This window comes from Pantoea sp. SJZ147 (assembly GCF_007828605.1).
Lineage (GTDB): Bacteria > Pseudomonadota > Gammaproteobacteria > Enterobacterales > Enterobacteriaceae > Pantoea > Pantoea allii.
The window spans coordinates 69,658-86,427 of record NZ_VIVB01000010.1 but is presented as its reverse complement, the minus strand read 5'-3'; the positions used below and the strand labels follow the sequence as shown (position 1 = coordinate 86,427).

Genomic DNA, 16,770 nt, shown 5'->3' with positions numbered 1-16,770 from the left:
CGTCAGATGCCTGCAATCTCAGCCGGATGATTTATGTTTGCGAACGCATAAACCATCGCTGCCTGATCATGCCACCAAACATATTCACCAGGAGCCCGACAATAATTACCGCTGCGCCCACAACCTGCTGGAGTGATAGCGTTTCCCCCAACAACAAGGCCGCACTGACGATCCCCACCACAGGCACCAGCAGAGACAACGGCGCAACGCGCCATGTTTCATAGCGGCTGAGCAAGGTACTCCAGATGCCGTAGCCCATAATGGTCGCGACAAACGCCAGATAAACGAGCGCCAGTATCGTTTGCAGGTTAATCTGCGTCAGACTACTCATTATCGCCGATTCACCGTCAAACAGCAGCGAACAGCCAATAAAAGGAAGAACCGGAACCAGGGCGCTCCAGACCACCAATGACATCACCGGTACGGGATAGTGACGCGTAATGATCTTATTGGTGATATTGCCCAGTCCCCAGGAGAACGCCGCCGCCAGCATCAGCATCATCGTCGTCAGCGTAATACCGGCTGCACTCTGGCCCGCCATTCCCGAGGTCGCCAACAAAAACATACCCAGAGTGGCGATAATAATACCCACGATATGATTCCAGCGGAGTTTCTCTGCCAGAAACAGTGCCCCGAGTAGCAACGTAAAGAACGCCTGTGCCTGAAGCACCAGCGAGGCCAGGCCTGCCGGCATGCCCAGCTTGATCGCCAAAAACAGAAACGCAAACTGCCCAAAACTGATGGTCATGCCGTACAGTAAAATCCAGCGCAGTGGTACGGCAGGACGACGCACCAGCAAAATGGCGGGAAAGGCGACCAGAGCAAAACGCAGTCCGGCCAGCAAGAAGGGCGGCATATTCTGCAGGCCCAGTTTGATCACCACAAAGTTCACGCCCCAGGCAACCACCACGCAAAGGGCCAACAGCATATCTTTTCCCGACACAGCACACTCCTTTTGCTCGTCTCAGGCCACAACAGCCATGAGCCCAACCGCGTTGACCGATAATGCAAAAATAGTCGTCTACTGCCCGGCAACACCAGGTTGAGGCAGCTTCACGTTAAAGCACAGGTTAGCCATGGGCACACGGCGGCCTTTTGTGATGATGCAGCCGCAAAATCAGCTGTCGCGCCAGGCGTTTTCCACTTCTTCTGCAAGGATCTGTACCGCTTTTTCAATATTTTCAGCATCCGGCACATAGTTCATACGCATGCACTGATGTGTGTGCGGCCAGTCATGTTCCAGCCCAGGGAAGAAAAAGTGTCCGGGTACCATCAGCACGCCTCGCGCCTTAAGTCGTTGATACAGCAACTCAGTACTGATCGGCAAATCGCGAAACCACAGCCAGAGGAAAATTGCCCCTTCGGGTTTATGTATCAGGCAGCGATCCGCAGTTAAGTAACGACGAATAATGGCGATCGTCTGCCTAACCTTGTCCTGATAGAAAGGCTTGATCACCGCTTCAGACAGTCGCAGCAAATCGCCACGCTGGATCATTTCACAGGCGATGGCCGGGCCAATACTGCCTGGTGCCAGGCTGATAATGCCGTTCATGTTGCCAATCGCCGCAATGGTGCTTTCATCAGCGATAATAATGCCGCAGCGCGCGCCAGGCAGACCGAGCTTGGACAGACTCATGCAAAGAATGATATTGGGATTCCACAGAGGCCGGACATCGCTAAAAATAATGCCCGGAAACGGCACACCATAAGCATTGTCGATCAGTAGCGGAACCTCATGCTGCTGCGCCAGCGCATCCAACTGCAGCAGCTCATCATCAGTAATCACATTGCCGGTGGGATTCGTTGGGCGCGAGACACAAATCAGGCCGACGTCGTCATTCATAGGTAAATGTTCAAAATCGACGTGATACTTGAACTGTCCTTCCGGCAACAACTCAATATTCGGTTTAGCCGAAATAAACAGGTCCTCATCCAGGCCCGCATCGGCATAACCCAGGTATTCTGGTGCCAGTGGGAACAGCACACGTTTTTTGCTGCCGTCACTGCGGCGGCCCGCAAACAGATTAAACAGATAGAAAAACGCGCTCTGGCTACCATTGGTCAGGGCGATATTCTGTGCAGTGATGGACCAGCCAAGCTGCTCGCGCAGCATCGCCGCCAGCGCATCCAGCAGCACCGCTTTACCGCGTGGGCCATCGTAATTGCACAGGGCCTCACTCAGCTTGCCCTCATCATGCATATGCTGCAGCAACTGCTGAAAATAGTCGTTCATTGCCGGGATCTGCGCAGGATTGCCGCCGCCGAGCATGATAGTGCCAGGCGTACGTAAGCCTGCGCCCATGTCTTCCATCAGACGTGAGATGCCAGAATGCTGAGTAAATTTGTCGCCGAACTGAGAAAAGGCCATAACGGTTAAAAATTTGTAATAAAGAATGGGGGAACCACCATAACGCCCGCTCCCGGCGGGCGCAATGGAAAGCCGTAGGGATTACGTCAGCACATGCGGATTAACGCAGTTTTTTTCTACTTTGCCGTTCAGCGCTGCGATCAGATTTTCCACCGCATCCTGCATCATCCCGTATCGGGTTTCATGGGTTGCTGAACCAATGTGCGGCAGCGTCACCACATTCGGCAACGACAGCAGTGGCGAGTCAGTGGGTAAGGGCTCTTTCTCGAACACATCCAGTCCGGCGGCACGAATAGTACCGTCCTGTAGGGCGGCAATCAGCGCCTTTTCATCCACCACCGGGCCACGACCGGCATTGATCAGTATGGCATCAGGCTTCATCAGCTTTAACTGTTCCGCGCCAATCAAATGGTGGGTTTCTTCGGTCAGCGGCAGGCTGATGCAGACAAAGTCGCTCTGTTTTAGCAGCGTTTCCAATTCACAGCGTTGCGCCGCGAACTGTGATTCGGCCTGCTCATGCTGGCGGCGAGCCTGGTAGATAATTTTCATGCCAAAACCGAAATGCGCCCGCTGGGCCAGCGCCATTCCAATGCGGCCCATCCCAAGGATTCCCAAGGTTTTATGGTGCACATCGGTACCAAAGCGATCCGGGCCAATGCTTTTTTGCCAGTTACCCGCCTTCACCCAGGCATCCAGTTCCGGAATGCGTCGTGCGCTGCTGAGGACCAGTGCCATAATGGTATCGGCGACTGTTTCTGTCAGCACCGTTGGCGTATGCATTAGCACCACGCCACGTTGATTTAGCGCCTCTACATCAAAGTTGTCATAGCCCACAGAAACGCTGGAACAGGCCCGTAGCTTAGGCATTTTTGCCAGCAGCGCCCCATTGACTTTACCGCCCGAGCCTAATAATCCTTCGGCCTGTTGCAGCGCCTTTTCATGCTGCTGCTGGCTTTCTGGCGACAGATCGTCGATTTCGGTCACCGTGGCATGTTCTGCAAGGCGCGTACGCAGATCGTCAGGCAATTTTTTATAGAGAATGACGGCGGGTTTCATCAGATGGCTCCCTGTAAATGAATGACGGGCAACGCTAAGGCCGCCCGGAGAAGGTGCTAACGCTTACGCTTTCAGGCCGGTTTCGCCCCGTGAAGCGGCGGCGTCTTATTCTGTGCGGGTTTGACGATAAGCGTCAGTACCACTGACAGCAGTAACGCGCCACTCATAAAGATATAGGAGGCAGAAGGACTGCCGGTCGCACCATTCAGATAACCCACAATCCAGGAACCGATAAAGGAACCCAGCGCGCCCATACTGTTAATCAATGCCATTGCACCACCCGCGACATTACGCGGCAACATTTCCGGAATAATGGCAAAGAACGGTCCATATGGCGCGTACATCGCCGCCCCCGCAATCACCAGTAATGTATAGGATAGCCAGAAATTGCCGGAGCCGACCAGATACGAGCCCAGGAACGCCAGTGCACCAATCAGCAGCAGTGGCCAGACAAATAGCTTACGGTTTTGCGTTTTGTCTGAGGCCCAGGAAACCAGCACCATCGCAATGGTGGCCGCCAGATAAGGTACGGCTGACAGCCAGCCGGCTTCAACCATGCCCATTTGAGTGCCATTACGCAAAATTGAAGGCAACCACAGTACGAAACCGTAAACGCCAATGCTCCAGGCAAAATATTGCAAACAGAGAATGATGACATTGCGGTTGCGGAAGGCTTCGCCGTAGTTGCGTACCGCCTTAATACTTTCCTGCTCTTTTTGCAGCTCAGCCTGCAGCGCGGCTTTTTCTGCATCACTCATCCAGCGCGCCTGCGACGGTTTGTCCTGCACTAAGAACCACCAGGCCACGGCCCAGATAACCGCGGGAATGCCTTCAAAAATGAACATTTCCCTCCAGCCGAAGGCCTCGATTAAATAACCGGACACCACTGACATCCACAATACCGTGACCGGATTGCCCAGGATCAGAAAGGTATTGGCCCGCGAGCGTTCAGATTTAGTAAACCAGTTACTGATATAAATCAGCATGGCGGGCATCACGGCGGCTTCGACAACGCCAAGAACAAAACGAATGGCCGCCAGCATGGGAATGTTACTGACGATACCGGTCAGTGAAGCACAGCCACCCCACAGAATCAGGCACCAGAAAATCAGTTTTTTTACACTGCGGCGTTCGGCATAAATTGCCCCGGGGATCTGGAAAAAGAAATACCCCAGAAAGAACAGGGCGCCCAGTAATGATGACATGCCTTTCGTGATGCCCAAATCGTCATTAATGCCCGCTGCCGACGCAAAACTAAAATTTGCACGGTCAAGGTAGGCAAGGCTGTAAGTAATAAACACGATGGGCATGATGAACCACCAGCGTTTTGGCGCGATAGTCTGCGTTTTCATCGGAAACTCCTCTGTCTGTGTTTGCGGGCTGGGCTACGCATCGCCTAACTGCTGACGTGTCGGCAAACCTTCGCTATCGCCAATAACCTGAATCGCCAGTGAACCTATTTTGTTACCCCGGCGAATCGCCTGTACCAGTGGCTTCCCTTCCAGCAACGCACTCACCACACCCACGGCAAAACCATCTCCCGCCCCCACAGTATCAACGACGTTATCGACTTTCATCGCCTCAACCTGGCCCTGCTCACCGCTGGCCGTTTTGTACCAGGCACCGTCACAACCGGTTTTAATGATGACCGCTTTCACGCCCTTATCGAGATAAAAATCGGCGATATCCTGCGGCTGACGATAGCCGGTTAAGATATAGCCCTCTTTTTCTCCAGGCAGTACCCAGTCAGCGTATTCCGCTAACAGATTGAGCTGCTTGCGCATTTCATCTTCGCTGCGCCACAACACAGGTCGCAGATTGGGGTCAAACGAAATAGTTTTGCCTCGTGCCCGCATCTCTTTAGCCGCTTGCTTTGTCAGCGCAAGCGAGCTGTCTGAAATCGCCGCCGCCACGCCGCTAAGATGCAAATGGCGCGCGGAACCGAAATAGTCGTGGTCAAAATCCTTTGGCGACAGATGACTGGCAGCGGAGCCTTTACGGAAGTACTCCACAAGCGGATCTGAACCGTCATCGACTTTGGATTTAAGCTGGAAACCGGTGGGATACTGCGAGTCGACGATCACCTGGCGGTGGTCAATATTTTCCTTGTCCAGCACCTGACAGATAAAGCGACCAAAGGCGTCCTGCCCAATGCGGCTTACCCAGCCCACTTTCAGGCCAAGGCGCGCCAGACCGATTGCCACATTCAGTTCAGCGCCAGCGGCACGCTTAACAAAGGTTTCTACAGCGGCCAAATCGCCCGTTTCACGGGCGACAAACATGGCCATGGCCTCACCGATGGTGATCACATCAAGCGTGCCGTTTGAATGGGTTGTCATATGTACTCCTCAGACGTTACGCAGCAGCGTCACATAATGGCGCGTAACCGCAATCAAATCGTTGCCTTCCAGCGGAAACTCAATGCCGCGAGGCGCTGTTGCAGGTAACCGGTGTAACAGGCTTTGCCAGCCAGGCGGAGCGTCATCCAGCGCTATCGCGCGGTAGCTGGTTCCCTGCGGCGCCGCCGCTTTGACATGCACGTAATCCACATGGCCCGCCAGCAGGTCCGCCGCCTGGCGCGGGTCTTCATCCATCCAGTACCAGTTGCCCATATCAAACGTCATGCCGATCGGCAGCGCCGCCTCCTGGGCAGCGTTGAAGAAACGCAACATGGGCTGCTGCTTACCAAAGCGCGTTTGATCATTTTCTACGGTGAGGGGAATGCCATATTCCGTCATAAGCTTACGCAGCATTTCGCTGTACAGCGCACCTGTGAAGTTTCCCAGCGCCACTTTCAACCGTTGTGCATTGAGCTGAAGTGCTTCGCTAAAGTAGCTTTTCAACAGTGGGTTTAGCCTGCCGTCCTCGCTGAACAAGGTGTCGGGCACCGAATAACTGACGCGTAACTGGTGCTGCCGCGCCGCCTGCGCCAGCGCGGGTAAATGCGTTAGCGTGGTGTCATCACACAGTTCACGGCGGATTTCCACACCGTCGGCACCGGCCTGCTGGATAATGGGCAAAAGCGCTAACTGCCCGCCCAGTGCAGCAACCTGTTGATGACCATAAGCAGCGGTCACGACGATGATTTCGGGCTTCATTACGGGCTCCTGATGTGAAAATCGGCATTTGCGTTACAAAAACGTTAAATGGAACCGGTTCCAAAGCAAAGTGGCAAAACGCGGAATTATGATCGTGCTCACGAAGTGAGCACGTAATCGAAAGGAAGAGTCTGAAAATCAGCGCAGGCGTTGGCTGGAACCGCGAACAATCAGTTCGCCCGAGAAAACCTGTTCGCAAGGGGGATGATCGTGACCGTCGATACGGGAAATAAGACGCTCAAGCGCGTGATAACCGATTTGCCAGGTCGGCTGCTTTAAGGTAGTAATACCCACCCCGGCCAATGCAGCCCACTCAAGCTCGTCAAATCCCAGCAGACCAATGTCGCTGCCCCAGTGCAGCGCAAGACGCTGGAGAGAGCGGGCCACCTGCAGGGTTAGCGCGCCATTGGCAACCATTACCGCACAGCGTTTTCCCGCATGGCGCTGATGAAAGTCGCGCAGGACGTTATCCATCAGCTCCGGTTGGTGCAGCGCGACCTCGGCGTTCTCATGGACGATCGCGGGATGCGCAGCTAAACGCTGGCGAAACGCCTGTAGTCGTTCCCGACGCGTATTCACGCTTCCAAGCGGTTCACTGAGAAACAGCAGTGACTCATAGCCGTTATCAATAAGATGGCCGGTGGCCGTTTCTGCCGCTTCGGCATTATTCAGCCCGACAACATCGCATGGGAAATCAGGGATTTTTCGATCGATCAGTACCATGGGCAGCAACGACTGTTGTAACCGGCTCAGGACCTTTTCATGCATGCCAACCGCATTGACCACAATGCCTTCAACCTGATAGCTGCTCAGCAACTGCAGGTAATGCTGCTCCAGATCGACTTCGTTATTGGTATTACACATCAGCAATGTAAAGCCACATTCGCGGCAGGCGGCTTCAATGCCGCACATCACGTCCACAGAATAGGGATTCGTAATATCGGCGATGATCAGGCCAATCAGTCGGGTACGCCCGCGTTTCAGGCCACGCGCCATCTGACTTGGCCGATAGTTAAGATCGCTAATCGCCTGCTCGATGCGCGCTTTTAAATCGGCAGAGAGCAAATGTTGCTCACCGTTTAAATAGCGTGAGACGCTGGTTTTACCGGTTTTTGCCGCGTGAGCAACATCGCTGATCGTGGCGCGAGACGGCCTGGTTTTCATAAAGTCTTCCGCAAATTAAGCATCCGGCGAGACTACCACAGGCATACAACATGGCAAAAAAGATAGCGTCATTGGGGAAGTTGCAGCCAGGGTTGCCACAGTACCTGCAGTTGCGCCAACGGCGCGCCTTCCAGCAGGCGCATTATCATCGTCGCTACCTGCTCCCCTCTCTGCTGCTCGCTGGCCTGGCGAATGGCGATAATCGGGTAATCGATAATGGCATCAGCCGGTAGCCCGTCCCACGCAATTAAGGTGATGGCGTCTTTACCCTGCAGGCGACCCGCCTGCTGCAATGCCATTAGCGCGCCTTCCGCCAGCGCGCTGCAATCGGTGATAATTGCCTCAGGTTGCAGCCCTTGCGCCAGCCAGTCTGTAATTTGTTGATAACCCGCCCGACGCGACGGTTCAACCACGGCGGTGGCATAAGGTGGCACGGAATCCAGCGCATTCAGATAACCCTGGCGGCGATCGCGCACAAACGTGCAGGTCTCGTTGCCACCGAGCCAGGCGATACGTTGCATGCCAAGCGCCAGACAGTGCTTCACGGCCAGAACCGAACCGGCGGCATTGTCAACGTCAAACCAGGCATGATCCTGCTGTGCATCACTCCGTCCCAGCGTCAGAAAATTAAAACCTTTCTGCTGCAGGCTGAGCAGGCGCTCGTCATGAGGCGAGGTGTGCGTTACGACGATCGCATCGACCGCCCGGCTGCGCAGCATGCGAATCAGTGAACGCTGCCCGTCATGCGGTTTATCGGTTAATAACAGGAGATCGATATCGTAGTGAGAAAGACGCTGATCGAGCGCCACTAATATCTTGTTAAAGTGCGTGTCGCTGAGTGGCGGAGCGCTCATCGGATAAACCAGTCCTACCGCGTTGGCACGCCCGGTTTTTAAACGTCGGGCGGCAACATTGGGACGGTAGCCGCGTCGCTGTGCTTCTTCTTCCACACGCTGGCGTGTTTGTTTGGCCACATCCTCATAACCGTTGAGTGCACGGCTCACTGTGGTAACGGAGAGACCTAATACTGACGCAATGGCTTTCAGTGACATGATGCGTTATCCATTGTTCAATTTGAATCATTCTGGCATAAAGCGTTGACAGGCACCGTGCGCAGGTTCCCAACTGGAACCCTTGCCAATTTTATTACCGAAAATTGTCGAAAAAATGACAGCGAGCCGTATTTCGCCCCCGGAGACGGGGGCGGGATAATCAATTCAACGGACTGAGCGTAATTTCAACGCGGCGGTTCTGCGCTTTACCGGCTTCAGTACTGTTAGTGGCAATCGGGCTGTCTGGCCCTGCGCCCTGAGTATGCAAACGGTTCTCTGCAACACCCTGAACGATCAGCGCGCTGGCAACGCTTTCGGCACGCTGCTGCGACAGACGCATGTTTAACGCACGCGAGCCGGTACTGTCAGTATGTCCCACAACATTGACGGCCGTTTTGGGATACTCTTTCAGCACCATTGCCACACCGGTCAATGTATTGGCCCCCGCCGGTTTCAGGCTGCTGCTGCTGGAATCAAAGGTTACATTGTTCGGCATATTCAGCACGATGTTATCGCCCTGACGGGTCACACTAACGCCGGTTCCTTTCATTTTGTCGCGCAGTTTCGCTTCCTGGACATCCATGTAATAACCCACGCCGCCGCCTAATGCCGCGCCGCTGGCCGCACCAATTAATGCCCCTTTACCGCGATCTTTCTTCGAGGAAGAAAGTACGCCAACGCCTGCGCCCACTAATGCGCCAAGGCCTGCACCTACACCGGATTTACCGGCCTGAGATTCGCCAGTGTAAGGATTGGTGGTACAACCCGATATCACCAGGCTACCGCTTAACAACAGGGTGAGAGCAATTAACTTTTTCTGCATTATTTATCCCTTACGTTCATCACAACGAGGCATCTTATCCCCTAAGTGGTACTGATTATGCCGCGCAAAAGTGAGGAAAATCCTGAGACAATGTCTTATTTTGTAAAGGATCGGCGTTAAATGTTGTCAGGATGGCAAAAACAGTTGGTTTGATGATCGTTAATCAGGCCGCAGGCCTGCATAAATGAATAACAAATTGTCGGGCCGATGAATTTAAAACCACGTGTTTTGAGTGCTTTTGAAAGCGCAGTGGCCTGCGCGGAGGTTGTCGGGCTCTGTTTATAGTCGGCGAAGTGATGGACAATGGGCTGATTATCGACGAACTGCCAGACAAAACGGGCAAAATCCTCGCCTTCTGCTTCCATTGCCAACATGGCTCGGGCATTTGCAATAATCGCCGCGATTTTGCCTGGATGACGGATAATGCCGCTGTTCTGCATAAGCTGCGCGATATCCTGCTCATCCATCAACGCAATGGCCTGCGGATCAAACTGGTGAAACGCGGCGCGGTAATTTTGGCGTTTTTTCAGCACGGTAATCCAGGACAACCCCGCCTGCTGGCCTTCCAGGCACAACATTTCAAACAGCGCCTGTTTATCTCTCTGCGCGATGCCCCACTCCTTGTCATGGTAGGCCAGATAGACAGGATCTTGCGTTACCCAGCCACATCGTTGCATTGCATTAGTCCTTATATAGCGCGCTATTTTGATTTCCCCGATAGTAGAGGCAATCCCTGACGTTTTGAACCCTAAGCCGCGTAATTTGCGAGGCCGCTTCAGCTATCAACGCAGGTTATGTTGTTCGCTGAATCGATCACGCATAAAAAGCGAAGGCAGGTGCGACGAATAAAAATATAATGATAACGATAGTCATTTTCAGGTAACTCCATGCGTAACGATGTAATCCTTATTGGCCGTGAGCTCACGGTATTTCTTTTTACTTCTCTGTTTATCACCTTAATGATCGGACCCCTCTATGTGGATGTGGTCTGGATGGATAATGCGCTGCATGAAGCGTCTTTTACCGAAACCGTGCAGGAATTGTTATTGGTCAGTCTTGCCGCGCTGTTTTTTATTGCCGCCCGTCATCGGCCCGAACAACGGGGTGGATTAACCTTAATTGCCGGTTTTTACAGTTGTATGCTTATCCGTGAACTGGATTTTTTCTTCGATCTCATCCGTCATGGTAGCTGGGTGTGGTTTGCGCTGGCGATTGCGCTGGGCAGTTTAGCGGTAGCCATGCGAACACCTAAGCAAACCATCAGCGCGCTGGCGGATTTGCTGAATCACAATCGTTGGCCCGTCATGGCGGCCGGATTGATGATTGTGCTGGTTTTCTCCCGGCTGTTTGGTATGAACGCGCTGTGGGAGCACCTGATGCCCGATCACTATAATCGAGGCGTCAAAAATATGGCTGAAGAAGGCGTTGAACTGCTGGGTTACAGCCTGTGCTGGCTGGCCGGGCTTCGCTATCTGTGGCAAACCCGGCGCTAAACGCGCCAGGTAAACACTGCCACGTCAACCCAACGGTTGTGCTAACGCATTAGGTTGGGTTGCTATCCACAACGCTTTTTCAGCGATCCTGCGCGTTAAAAAAGGTACAATATGCGCTTCTGCACCGGATTATTTTATTCGGTGTTCGGTGTAAGTTAACCGCAGGTCTTTTCATGTCAGTCAAAATCTTAACGTCAACGCTTATTGGTCTTGAGGCTTTCCGTCAGGATCCACTCAGCGCCTTGCAGCAGGCTGAAGACGGCACGCTGGCGGTGCTGGAAAATTACACGCCCGTGATGTACGCCATCACGCCAGCACGTCTGGCACGGCTGCTGGCACTTGAGGCAGCCTCTCAGCAACCCACTGATGTGGCGCTGGATGACAGCCTGTATGACGATGTTTCTGCTACGCTGCATACGCCGGTGGGTAAATTCGCCATGTATGATGGCTGGCAACCGGACGCTGACTTTACGCGTCAGGCGGCCATCTGGGGCGTGGCGCTAAGCGAGCCGGTCACGGCGGCCGAACTGGCTGCTTTTGTGGCTTACTGGCAGGCCGAAGGCCGTCTGTTTCATCATGTGCAGTGGCAGCAGAAACTGGCGCGCAGCCTGCAGATGAACCGCGCCGCGAATGGCGGACAGCCCAGACGTGATATTACGCAGTTGCCGAATCCTGACAGCACAATTCCTGATGGTTTCCGGGGTGAATAATGAAAACGCCGAACGATCTGTTTAACCGTCTGAAACGGATGATGCCCGCGGGCACTCGCCCAAAGTTCACCAATGGTGAAGAGTTACTGGCCTGGAATCAGGAACAAGGCCGCCTGCGCTCAGAATCCATTGTGCGTGAGAACCGCGCCATGAAAATGCAGCGTATCATGGGCCGTTCTGGTATTCGCGAGTTACACATCAATTGCTCGTTCGATAACTATCGGGTTGAAAACGAAGGCCAGCGCAAAGCCCTGGAACTTGCTCGCCAGTACGCGGCAGAATTTGACGGCAGTATTGCCAGCTTCGTTTTCTCAGGCCGTCCCGGTACCGGTAAAAATCACCTGGCGGCAGCCATTGGTAACGACCTGATTTTACGGGGTAAGAGCGTGCTCATCGTCACGGTAGCTGACCTGATGTCGAGCATGAAAGGCACCTTTAGCGGCAGCAGCGGAATCACGGAAGAGCGACTGATTCAGGATCTCAGCAGCGTTGATTTGCTGGTGATCGATGAGATCGGTATGCAAAGTGAATCGCGCTACGAGAAAGTGATTATTAACCAGATCGTGGACCGCCGTTCATCCTCAAAACGCCCCACAGGTATGCTCTCTAACCTTGATCACGCCGGTATGAATGCGTTGCTGGGTGAGCGCGTTATGGATCGTATGCGCCTGGGCAACAGTTTGTGGGTTCGCTTTGACTGGGAAAGCTATCGCAGCCGCGTTCGCGGTGATGAATACTGATATGTGCTGCCCGCTAAGGCGGGCCAGCACGTTATCCTGCCATTACACAATCGTGTGGCCTGGCACCCATTTCTGACTTAATTCCCCCGTCCAGATGCTATTGCCGTTTGGCAGCCTATCTGCCCAATGCTAAGTTTTGATTAGACATCAAACTAATAAGACTTCATCGTTGGTAGGTCCGCTACCGATTTTCACATCTGGGGTAAGCCGCCATGAAAGTAACTGGCAAAGGGCCTGCATTAATGCGGCTGAATAACCAAAAGCGGGTGATGGCACAACTGCGTCAGCTGCGTATCACGTCGCGTCAGGATCTGGCACACATACTGGCAATCAGTAAAAATACCGTGTCGCAGATTATTGATGACCTGCTGGAACAGGATTTAGTGCAGGAGCTGGGAAAGGCCAGCGTCTCTGCGGCGGGCCGCCCTAAAATTCATATCACCCTGCGCCCGGAAAAGCTGGTCAGCGCCGGCATCATGGTGGAAAAGAACCTGATTCACTGGCAGGTGTGTGATTATTTTTCCCAGACGATTGCCGAGCAAACCCTGCGTACAGATACCAGCAGGCCGGGGCCGCTGTTGGCCGAGGTGGCCGCCTTATGTGACAAACTTACCGAGGAGTGGCCGGGTCTGTTAGGCATCGGGCTGGGTTTTCCTGGCGTCGTTGATCCCAGGCGGGGCTGGATGCATTTATCCACCCATTTGGGCTGGCAGGACGTTGACCTGGCGAGCAACCTACGCAAACAGGTACAGTTGCCGATTCGCATTATGAATAACGTCAGAGCGGCTGCGCTGCTGTCTGTGCAACAACTTAAATTGCCCGCCGAGAGCGGGCATTTTTATTTACGTATCGCTGAAGGCATTGGCGGTGCGCTGGTACAGCACGGTGTCGTTTTCACGGGCAACAGTTGGACCGCAGGTGAAGCCGGTCACCTTACCGTGCAACCTAATGGCCCTCGCTGTAGCTGCAACCGTCAGGGTTGTCTGGAAGCCATGATCAGCAAACCCGCCATTAATCAGCAACTGGCTCAGCGTCAGCCGGGATTGACCTGGCAAAGCCGTGACAGCGCACCTAACGTGGTGAACGAAGTCATGCAACTGGCGGGCAACTATCTGGGCATCGCGCTCAGCCAGATCATGCTGTTACTGAATCCCGCCAATATCATTATTGATTGCCCCTGGAGCATCAGTCCGACATTTTGCCAGGCCGTACTGAATCAGACGCAGGCAAACAAACTGGCGTTTATTGCCGCCCATACTCAGGTGCATTTCCTGACCTCACATCTTGCGCCGGCAACAGGCCTGGCGCTGGCAATCATTGAGCAGATGGAGCAACGTATGGATTAACGGTGCTCGCGCTGGCGAAAATCGGGAATAATCAGGTCACCCCGCATCACATAGGCGTTCAGCACGCTTCGCGTCTGTTCCGTCAGTGCCTTAACGATGCGCGCAGCCATGGCGTCCATTGAATACTCAATCGCCGGAATGGTTGGGATGCCGGGCAAATTCAGCGATCCAGCCAGGCTAAAAACCATAATATCGGTGGGAACCTGTTTGTTGAATGCCTGCAGCTGTGGAATGACTTTTTGGGCCTGCTGTTCATCCGCCACCAGCAATGCGCTAAAGTTCAGCGTGGACGCGTTATTCAACAACTCCTGTAGGGCGACCGAGGAGGATGTGGAGTCCATAAACACCAGGTTACGGTTAAAAGGCAGAAAGTTTTTTTCCAGGGCGTGCTTATAGCCCAGCAGCACCTGCTCGGAAAAACCCATTCCGTCAGGATGGATCAGGGCGATCTGGCGGCGATTCTGGCTTATCAGATAGTGACAGGCGGTTTCAGCAGCGAAAGCGTGATCGAACTGGATACTGCTCACGTCATCCCCTGTTTCCAGACAATCCACCAGAATCACGTTTTTTTGCTGAAGATTGAGCGGGAAGCGAGCGCCGATAATCAATACATCATCACACAAGCCACAGGTCAGCTCATTCAGACAGTGCATCACTTCCGATTTGCTGTTCGCGAAACGGAGCAACAGGTGTTTTTGGTGCTGACTAAGATGTTTTTCCAGCGCATAAAGATAACCGGTCGTCTGGTTAATATTGTCCTGCGCGCAAATTACGCCAATACAACCGGTGGACTGGCTCAGCAAGGACTGAGCGATCACGTTTGGACGATAATTCAGTTCATCCACCGCTTTTAATACTGCGACGCGGCTGGCTTCTTTTACGCCGCGTGACCCACTCAACACGCGTGACACCGTGGCTTTTGACACACCAGCCAGACGCGATACATCGTTGATAGTAGACATCATTTTCCCCTAAAAAAACCACAGCCCCCCTGAATTACTGACTAACGCTGCGGCTCAAATTATCACCATTGGCAGTATAGCGTTTTCATTTTTTTGTGGAAACCGATTTTCCATCTCTTCTCAATTTCCGACAAAAAACCCCAATTACGTGATCTGAATCGTAATAAAACACCTCGTTTCCTTAAGATCATGACGCCTGTCACAGTTCCTTTTGCGACAAATGGAAACCGGTTTCCGTATCGTATCAAATCATATCCGTCCACGTTTTCATTTAAAGGAGCGTTACTCATGATCAGGATTATGTTGTGTTGTTCAGCGGGCATGTCCACCAGCCTGCTGGTACGTAAAATGGTAGAGGTTGCGGAACAGCGTGGTCTCAGTGTGCAGATCGATGCCTGGGGCGTTTCAGAATTTGATACGCAGTTTCCAAACTATCAGGTTGTCCTGCTCGGCCCACAAGTAAAGTACATGTTAGCCATGCTCTCTGAAAAAGCTGCCACCCACGGCATTCCTGTCCGGGCTATTGATATGACGGATTACGGCATGCAACGCGGTGACAAGGTGCTGGATTACGCTCTGTCGCTTATTGAAGCGGCACACTAGAAAGGTGTCATTATGAGTTCGTTATATCAGTCGATGGTGACGGTAATTGAACAGTCCATTACGCCACTCGCCGGAAAGTTAGGTCAGCAAAAGTATGTGATAGCGATTCGTGACGGCTTTACGGCGGCACTGCCGTTTATGATTATCGGGTCGTTTATGTTGGTATTTATCTTCCCGCCATTTTCAGCGGACACCACTAACAGCGTTGCCCGTGCGTGGCTCGACTTTTCCATCACCTATCGCCAACAGCTGATGCTGCCATTTAATCTCAGCATGGGCGTTATGACCTTTTTCATCTCGGTCGGGATTGGTGCCAGCCTGGGCCGCCAGTTTAACCTTGACCCCATTATGTCGGGTTTGCTGGCGTTTATGGCGTTTTTACTGGTGGCCGCGCCCTATGCGGATGAAAAGATCTCAACCCAGTATCTTTCCGGTCAGGGGATTTTTACTGCCTTGATTACCGCCATTTACGCCACCCGGGTTTATGCCTGGCTAAAGCAAAATAATGTCACTATCCGACTGCCCAAAGAAGTGCCCACCGGCGTGGCCCGCTCCTTTGAGATTCTGATCCCAGTCCTGGTGATTATCGCAACGTTACATCCGCTCAACCTGTTTATCGAAGCGCAAACCGGCATGATTATGCCGCAGGCCATCATGCATTTACTGGAGCCGCTGGTCTCTGCTTCGGACTCCTTGCCCGCCATTTTACTTTCCGTACTGCTCTGTCAGATTTTCTGGTTTGCCGGTATTCACGGTGCCCTGATCGTCACCGGCATTATGAACCCCTTTTGGATGGCTAACCTGTCTGCTAACCAGGCAGCCCTGGCCGCCGGTGCCGCCCTGCCGCATGTTTACCTGCAGGGCTTTTGGGATCACTACCTGCTGATTGGCGGCGTGGGTTCCACCTTACCCTTGGCCTTCCTCCTGCTGCGTAGCCGGGTGCTGCATCTGCGCACCATCGGTAAAATGGGCGTGGTACCCAGCTTTTTTAATATCAATGAACCAATCCTGTTTGGTGCCCCGGTCATTATGAATCCACTGCTGTTTATTCCCTTCGTGTGCGTTCCGATGATTAACGCCGTGCTGGCGTACACCGCGACAAAACTCGGCTGGATCGCTCAGGTGGTTTCGCTCACGCCCTGGACCACACCCGCCCCGATTGGTGCATCCTGGGCAGCCAACTGGGCGCTCAGCCCGCTGGTAATGTGCCTTGTTTGTATGCTGATGTCGGCGCTGATGTACCTACCCTTCCTGCGAGCCTATGAACGCAGTCTGATTAAGGCAGAAGAGAAAAAAATCAAGGATGCCGCGCCTGCAGGCCATCCCGTGCACGGTCATCCACACGCTTAAGGAGC

Annotated in this window: 17 protein-coding genes; 6 read left to right on the top strand and 11 right to left on the bottom strand. The window is 53.4% G+C overall.

Annotation, left to right across the window (positions count from 1 at the left end):
* Positions 1-31: 31 nt before the first annotated feature.
* From FBY13_RS15350 to FBY13_RS15305, 10 genes are all read right to left on the bottom strand, one after another.
* The gene (locus FBY13_RS15350; RefSeq protein WP_063877821.1) at positions 32-943 is read right to left on the bottom strand and encodes an EamA family transporter; all 912 of its coding nucleotides are present in this window, start codon (positions 941-943) and stop codon (positions 32-34) included.
* Between the two features lie 174 nt (positions 944-1,117).
* Positions 1,118-2,368 carry a valine--pyruvate transaminase gene (locus FBY13_RS15345; RefSeq protein WP_063877820.1) on the bottom strand — a complete coding sequence of 417 codons (1,251 nt, stop codon included), beginning with the start codon at positions 2,366-2,368 and terminating at the stop codon, positions 1,118-1,120.
* An 81-nt stretch (positions 2,369-2,449) separates the two neighbouring features.
* Positions 2,450-3,424 (bottom strand): glyoxylate/hydroxypyruvate reductase GhrB, encoded by a 975-nt coding sequence (gene ghrB / locus FBY13_RS15340; protein ID WP_145394560.1) that lies wholly within the window; start codon positions 3,422-3,424, stop codon positions 2,450-2,452.
* Positions 3,425-3,495: 71 nt separating this feature from the next.
* Positions 3,496-4,776: an MFS transporter gene (locus FBY13_RS15335; RefSeq protein ID WP_145394559.1), complete on the bottom strand. Its 1,281-nt coding sequence runs from the start codon at positions 4,774-4,776 to the stop codon at positions 3,496-3,498.
* A gap of 33 nt (positions 4,777-4,809) precedes the next feature.
* Positions 4,810-5,763 (bottom strand): sugar kinase, encoded by a 954-nt coding sequence (locus FBY13_RS15330; protein ID WP_145394558.1) that lies wholly within the window; start codon positions 5,761-5,763, stop codon positions 4,810-4,812.
* 9 nt (positions 5,764-5,772) lie between these two features.
* Positions 5,773-6,522, bottom strand: a complete 750-nt coding sequence (locus FBY13_RS15325) for a sugar phosphate isomerase/epimerase (protein ID WP_145394557.1) — start codon at positions 6,520-6,522, stop codon at positions 5,773-5,775.
* A gap of 138 nt (positions 6,523-6,660) precedes the next feature.
* Positions 6,661-7,686 carry a LacI family DNA-binding transcriptional regulator gene (locus tag FBY13_RS15320; protein ID WP_063877815.1) on the bottom strand — a complete coding sequence of 342 codons (1,026 nt, stop codon included), beginning with the start codon at positions 7,684-7,686 and terminating at the stop codon, positions 6,661-6,663.
* Between the two features lie 68 nt (positions 7,687-7,754).
* Entirely contained in the window at positions 7,755-8,738 is a 984-nt protein-coding gene (locus FBY13_RS15315) for a LacI family DNA-binding transcriptional regulator (protein WP_096012570.1), read from the bottom strand.
* Positions 8,739-8,898: 160 nt separating this feature from the next.
* Positions 8,899-9,561, bottom strand: a complete 663-nt coding sequence (locus FBY13_RS15310) for an OmpA family lipoprotein (RefSeq protein ID WP_063877813.1) — start codon at positions 9,559-9,561, stop codon at positions 8,899-8,901.
* A gap of 116 nt (positions 9,562-9,677) precedes the next feature.
* Positions 9,678-10,238 (bottom strand): DNA-3-methyladenine glycosylase I, encoded by a 561-nt coding sequence (locus FBY13_RS15305; protein ID WP_109717934.1) that lies wholly within the window; start codon positions 10,236-10,238, stop codon positions 9,678-9,680.
* A gap of 210 nt (positions 10,239-10,448) precedes the next feature.
* On the opposite strand from FBY13_RS15305, the gene FBY13_RS15300 reads away from it, so the two are divergent.
* The 4 genes from FBY13_RS15300 to FBY13_RS15285 all read left to right on the top strand — a co-directional run bounded on the left by FBY13_RS15300 (position 10,449) and on the right by FBY13_RS15285 (position 13,850).
* Positions 10,449-11,054, top strand: coding sequence for a hypothetical protein (locus tag FBY13_RS15300; protein WP_096012569.1), 606 nt, complete (start codon positions 10,449-10,451; stop codon positions 11,052-11,054).
* Positions 11,055-11,227: 173 nt separating this feature from the next.
* A complete protein-coding gene (gene dnaT / locus FBY13_RS15295; RefSeq protein ID WP_063877810.1) occupies positions 11,228-11,764 on the top strand; it encodes a primosomal protein DnaT in 537 nt (178 codons plus the stop codon).
* A complete protein-coding gene (dnaC, locus tag FBY13_RS15290; RefSeq protein WP_063877809.1) occupies positions 11,764-12,504 on the top strand; it encodes a DNA replication protein DnaC in 741 nt (246 codons plus the stop codon). The genes dnaT and dnaC overlap by 1 nt, the downstream gene beginning before the upstream one ends.
* A 212-nt stretch (positions 12,505-12,716) precedes the next feature.
* Positions 12,717-13,850, top strand: a complete 1,134-nt coding sequence (locus FBY13_RS15285) for an ROK family protein (protein ID WP_096012566.1) — start codon at positions 12,717-12,719, stop codon at positions 13,848-13,850.
* On the opposite strand, the gene FBY13_RS15280 is transcribed toward FBY13_RS15285, so the two are convergent.
* A complete protein-coding gene (locus FBY13_RS15280) occupies positions 13,847-14,812 on the bottom strand; it encodes a LacI family DNA-binding transcriptional regulator (RefSeq protein ID WP_096012587.1) in 966 nt (321 codons plus the stop codon). The two genes, FBY13_RS15285 and FBY13_RS15280, sit on opposite strands and share 4 nt — an antisense overlap.
* A gap of 288 nt (positions 14,813-15,100) precedes the next feature.
* Here FBY13_RS15280 and FBY13_RS15275 point away from each other — a divergent pair, with 288 nt between their 5' ends.
* Both FBY13_RS15275 and FBY13_RS15270 read left to right on the top strand, forming a co-directional pair.
* Positions 15,101-15,415 (top strand): PTS sugar transporter subunit IIB, encoded by a 315-nt coding sequence (locus FBY13_RS15275; protein WP_145394556.1) that lies wholly within the window; start codon positions 15,101-15,103, stop codon positions 15,413-15,415.
* A gap of 12 nt (positions 15,416-15,427) precedes the next feature.
* A complete protein-coding gene (locus FBY13_RS15270) occupies positions 15,428-16,765 on the top strand; it encodes a PTS sugar transporter subunit IIC (protein WP_063877806.1) in 1,338 nt (445 codons plus the stop codon).
* Positions 16,766-16,770: the final 5 nt, after the last annotated feature.

Excerpts from the sequence above, each read along its gene's own strand:
- FBY13_RS15345 (WP_063877820.1), bottom strand. The coding sequence starts at position 2,368 with ATGGCCTTTTCTCAGTTCGGCGACAAATTTACTCAGCATTCTGGCATC.
- ghrB (WP_145394560.1), bottom strand. The coding sequence starts at position 3,424 with ATGAAACCCGCCGTCATTCTCTATAAAAAATTGCCTGACGATCTGCGT.
- FBY13_RS15335 (WP_145394559.1), bottom strand. The coding sequence starts at position 4,776 with ATGAAAACGCAGACTATCGCGCCAAAACGCTGGTGGTTCATCATGCCC.
- FBY13_RS15330 (WP_145394558.1), bottom strand. The coding sequence starts at position 5,763 with ATGACAACCCATTCAAACGGCACGCTTGATGTGATCACCATCGGTGAG.
- FBY13_RS15325 (WP_145394557.1), bottom strand. The coding sequence starts at position 6,522 with ATGAAGCCCGAAATCATCGTCGTGACCGCTGCTTATGGTCATCAACAG.
- FBY13_RS15320 (WP_063877815.1), bottom strand. The coding sequence starts at position 7,686 with ATGAAAACCAGGCCGTCTCGCGCCACGATCAGCGATGTTGCTCACGCG.
- FBY13_RS15315 (WP_096012570.1), bottom strand. The coding sequence starts at position 8,738 with ATGTCACTGAAAGCCATTGCGTCAGTATTAGGTCTCTCCGTTACCACA.
- FBY13_RS15310 (WP_063877813.1), bottom strand. The coding sequence starts at position 9,561 with ATGCAGAAAAAGTTAATTGCTCTCACCCTGTTGTTAAGCGGTAGCCTG.
- FBY13_RS15305 (WP_109717934.1), bottom strand. The coding sequence starts at position 10,238 with ATGCAACGATGTGGCTGGGTAACGCAAGATCCTGTCTATCTGGCCTAC.
- FBY13_RS15300 (WP_096012569.1), top strand. The coding sequence starts at position 10,449 with ATGCGTAACGATGTAATCCTTATTGGCCGTGAGCTCACGGTATTTCTT.
- dnaT (WP_063877810.1), top strand. The coding sequence starts at position 11,228 with ATGTCAGTCAAAATCTTAACGTCAACGCTTATTGGTCTTGAGGCTTTC.
- dnaC (WP_063877809.1), top strand. The coding sequence starts at position 11,764 with ATGAAAACGCCGAACGATCTGTTTAACCGTCTGAAACGGATGATGCCC.
- FBY13_RS15285 (WP_096012566.1), top strand. The coding sequence starts at position 12,717 with ATGAAAGTAACTGGCAAAGGGCCTGCATTAATGCGGCTGAATAACCAA.
- FBY13_RS15280 (WP_096012587.1), bottom strand. The coding sequence starts at position 14,812 with ATGTCTACTATCAACGATGTATCGCGTCTGGCTGGTGTGTCAAAAGCC.
- FBY13_RS15275 (WP_145394556.1), top strand. The coding sequence starts at position 15,101 with ATGATCAGGATTATGTTGTGTTGTTCAGCGGGCATGTCCACCAGCCTG.
- FBY13_RS15270 (WP_063877806.1), top strand. The coding sequence starts at position 15,428 with ATGAGTTCGTTATATCAGTCGATGGTGACGGTAATTGAACAGTCCATT.